This is a genomic window from Chryseobacterium sp. 2TAF14 (assembly GCF_052115105.1).
In the GTDB taxonomy this organism is placed as follows: domain Bacteria; phylum Bacteroidota; class Bacteroidia; order Flavobacteriales; family Weeksellaceae; genus Chryseobacterium.
Window position 1 is genome coordinate 1 of record NZ_JBFRGA010000224.1, and the last position, 3,778, is coordinate 3,778.

Consider the following 3,778-nt stretch of genomic DNA (forward strand, 5'->3'; position numbering starts at 1 on the left):
GTTTTGTTGTGCTTCTTTACTGTTTAAACGAATCATAATCAAGGCAGGAACAACGGTTATACTATACACGAAATATTCTAAAAAGACCGCAATGCTGAAGTAACTGGCTTTTTCGTGATGATGATAAAGCTTGTATTTTCTGGTGAGAATTAATAAAAAATAGCAATTCATAAAGAAAATATAGTACAGAAGATATAAGCTTTCATTAAAATTTAAAATTAAAAACCCAATGTATGTTGGCGAAAGAAGCAAATTGAAAAAGACGGCATTTTTGTAAATTTTATCTTTAAAATTCATTTTTTTAAAATAAACTTCAAGCATTTCTTTATTCTCATTATGTTCATACACATGTGAAAGATAGTCGAGAAGGAAAATTCCGCATAAAATTAAACTTGCGCGATGATACGCCGAAGCAACCAAGATAATGTAGGTAAGAATAAACATCCACGTATTTTTTCTGAGATAGCTTTTCCATTCAAACAGATCATTTGAAATAAAATTCCATTGTAGCGTAGGAAAAGGTTTTGACTTTGGCTGTAAAAAGCAGAATAAAATTAATGCTCCAAACATTATTAAACCAAATTTTTCAATTTTATAATTGATATTTGCCAACAGAAAAATAGAATAAATAACAGCTGATTCAAGGAAAACTATAAATCTCCAATTTTTAACGAAAATTTTTCTCATAAACGGAATATCTTTTCGGTTAATATGAAAAACCAACGCTAAAGAAAAATAGAGTAGCGGATAAAAATATATTTCAGGTAATTTAATGATCATCAACGCTCCAAAAACCAAAAATATCGGGAGACTGACTTTCGGATTAAAATTAAAAATCCTGAAACTCTGATTAAATCTGAACTGAAAATGATGGTAAATTTTACGCAATGAAATATTCTTTAATTTAAGAGATCAATCAATCTTGATTAAGTCTTTATTTATGAAAAGCCAAAGATATAAAAACACTTCAAAATATCACTAAATAAGGATATTTAATAAGCGAAAAAGAGAGATTCGAAAGTTTCTCTTTTTAAAATTAATTTTCCAAAACAGGGATTAAATGTTCCCAATTAAGCTGTTTGGCATAATCTAAAGCAGATTTTCCTTTATTTGTTTTTAAATTTTTATCGGCTCCTGATTTAAGCAAAACTTCTACCGAGCTTAAATTTCCTGCTATTGTTTCCCGATGAAGAAGCGTAAATCCGTTTTCATCGATATTGGTGATTTCGTTCGGATATTCCTCAAGAAATTTTACAAAATCTTCTTTCATATTTTTGCTCATCGGATGTTCGATGAGGTTTTCGGGCTTTTCTTTTTGCTCGTTTACAACTTCAATTTCATTTAAATCACCAAAGTCGAGCTGCCACGCTTCATCATGATCTCTTCTTTCAGATTCAGACATATCTGCACGCATTTTCTGAATCGTAAATCCGCCATAAGCTTTAGGAATCGGCTCTGAAGACGAAGAAAACAGCTTTGAAAGACCGTTTTGTTTTTTCTGCGTTGGTATAATCGCAAAAAGCCAGTCGCTGATTTCGTTTAAAGGAATTTCAAAATAATCTCCGGGCTGTATTGTCGTTAAATCATTAGGTTCGTTGATGAGATATCCACCTACAGTATCGCCATCAAAACTGATGTCGTTCATCCACATATGTTCTACAATTTTTTCTCCGTCGGGATCTGTTTCAGAAAAAGCGGCTTTTACGCATGCAAGATTCAATCCAGGAATGATTCTTCTGTATTCCCAGGAGAGTTCTCTCCAGAAATATTTGAAGGTTTCCTGCGCTTTTTTATACGCTTCTATCATTTTGGGATCGCTTCCGTCTGTAAAAATAAACGAGTTGTTTTCCATTTTATATTAAAAATTTTGTGATTTTGTTTTCCATGAATATCAAATTTTATTCTTGCTGAAAAGCTTGAAGTATAAGTGTTTCTTGATATTTTGGAATATCTAAAATACGGAAATAATTTAAACAGAAGTTTAAGTTTTAATTCTTTTAAAATTTTTTAACTATAAATTTTGTAAAGCCTACAGTCTTTCATTTTTCATCTAAATTTATATAACCTCATAAGCTTGATTTTACCCTTTTATCATCTTATTGCATCAATTGTTAATTATATCATCAAAAATGTTATCGATACCATAAACTTTGTCAGATACAATTTGATATAGTTCTCTAAATGTTTCAATAGCTTCAAGAGTTTTTAAATCTGTTGTTGAGTAGGTAACATAATCATAGTCATTCCAATCGTTAATCGCACTAATTTCATCAATATTTCTATTTTGATCTGGATAAAAATGAATAAAATAATCTTCATCAATATTTTTAGTTATAGACCATTTATATTTTTCATCGTAAACGAAAAAATATTCTTGATTATTTTTTATTACATTTTTTATTCTATCATTTTTAGCAATCATAGAATTTAGAACTTGTATTATCTTAGCCATTGTTATTTGTACTTCTTATTATGTTTTGATAATTTGAAACGTCAATATTTCTGATACTTTCTCGCAATTCACTAACTAAGCTTCTTTTTTTTGGCTCACTCAGAGTTTTAGGGTTTTCTAAAAAATTATTAATTTTATGTAGTTGATTTTCTAGAGACTTTTTTAAACTATAGTTGCCATTGAATTGTCCCTCTATATCACTCAAAAGATTTATAATTTCTTTTTTCTGTACCTGATCATTAGAAGTGTAATCATTTAATCTTTCAATTTTGAATTTTAAATCTGTAATGCTTATTTGTTTGGAATAATTTAATAAAAAATTAATTGCGGATGATATCTTTTCTCTGTTTTTGAAAAAAAGATATAGTGCGAGAATCGCTGTAATTATGGTAAGAGAATTTGAAATCAATTCTATCCAAAATTTTAAAATTGTTAAATCCATATTTACTTTGATGCAGAAATTTATAAAATATTAAAATGTAGCATTTCATCATGATTAATTTCTATATTATTCAGAATATAAAAATCAGTTTAAAGTTTAAATATAAATATTTAATGTATAAAAATTAAAATTTTATTAAACATCTTTTATAAAATCTTCATACTCATAATAAAACCTCTCAAAGCCATCCATTTTTTCAACGAAAAATTCGAAAGCCTGCTGCCAAGTATTTTTGTTGAAAACAGAGATGCCTTCTTTTTCAACCCAGATTCGGCTGATCACTTTTCCGTTTTCCAAAGTATAAAATTCTTCTTTATGAACGTCACCAACAAAATCTCTCAGAATATCTTCGAGTGACCAGATTTTATTATAATACGCATCCCTGAAAACTTCATCTTTCATTTCAATGTCTATGGAAACTTCCGCTTTTTTCTTGTCAGCATAAAATTTAAATGAAAAATCCTTGATTTTGGTATCATATAAAAGCCATTTTCTCGGAAAAGATTTCCCGAAAGCCGTCCAAAATTCTTTTTTTAATTGCTGTGCTTCCTGTTTACTGAACATAGCACAAATTTAGATAAAAAAGAGCCAAGTAAAAAGATAAAAGAATCAAGTAAAATTACCCAAAAAACCTACTGAAGAATTATCTTTGAATCTTTTTACTTTTGCCTGGTTTCTTTAAAAAAACTTTTTCCTATTTTTGCAGAAATGCTGTCAAAAAAATCTCAATATGCTTTTAAGGCACTTTCATATCTTGTAGAAAAGAGAAATGAAGGCCCGATTCTTATTTCAGAAATTGCAGAAAACAAGAAAATTCCGTTGAAATTTCTTGAAAATATCCTGCTCGAGCTAAAAAAAGCTGAAATCCTTGATAGTAAAAAAGG

Annotated in this window: 6 protein-coding genes; 1 reads left to right on the plus strand and 5 read right to left on the minus strand. The window is 28.7% G+C overall.

The genetic code is table 11. From position 1 onward, the window contains the following. The 5 genes from AB4Y90_RS16355 to AB4Y90_RS16375 all read right to left on the minus strand — a co-directional run. Positions 1-888 (minus strand): hypothetical protein (locus AB4Y90_RS16355; RefSeq protein WP_441558637.1); only part of this gene is annotated, 888 nt, incomplete at its 3' end. A 148-nt stretch (positions 889-1,036) separates the two neighbouring features. After that, on the minus strand, positions 1,037-1,852 hold the full coding sequence (locus tag AB4Y90_RS16360; protein ID WP_441558638.1) for a DUF2314 domain-containing protein: 816 nt from the start codon (positions 1,850-1,852) through the stop codon (positions 1,037-1,039). A 252-nt stretch (positions 1,853-2,104) separates the two neighbouring features. After that, the gene (locus AB4Y90_RS16365; protein WP_441558639.1) at positions 2,105-2,452 is read right to left on the minus strand and encodes a hypothetical protein; all 348 of its coding nucleotides are present in this window, start codon (positions 2,450-2,452) and stop codon (positions 2,105-2,107) included. Beyond that, positions 2,445-2,894, minus strand: coding sequence for a hypothetical protein (locus AB4Y90_RS16370; RefSeq protein ID WP_441558640.1), 450 nt, complete (start codon positions 2,892-2,894; stop codon positions 2,445-2,447). Before AB4Y90_RS16370 ends, AB4Y90_RS16365 begins: the two co-directional genes overlap by 8 nt. Positions 2,895-3,029: 135 nt before the next feature. After that, positions 3,030-3,458 carry a DUF4268 domain-containing protein gene (locus tag AB4Y90_RS16375; protein ID WP_441558641.1) on the minus strand — a complete coding sequence of 143 codons (429 nt, stop codon included), beginning with the start codon at positions 3,456-3,458 and terminating at the stop codon, positions 3,030-3,032. Positions 3,459-3,602: 144 nt separating this feature from the next. Here AB4Y90_RS16375 and AB4Y90_RS16380 point away from each other — a divergent pair. Continuing rightward, positions 3,603-3,778, plus strand: a 176-nt coding sequence (locus AB4Y90_RS16380) for an RrF2 family transcriptional regulator (protein ID WP_441558642.1), incomplete at its 3' end; no start/stop codon positions are given.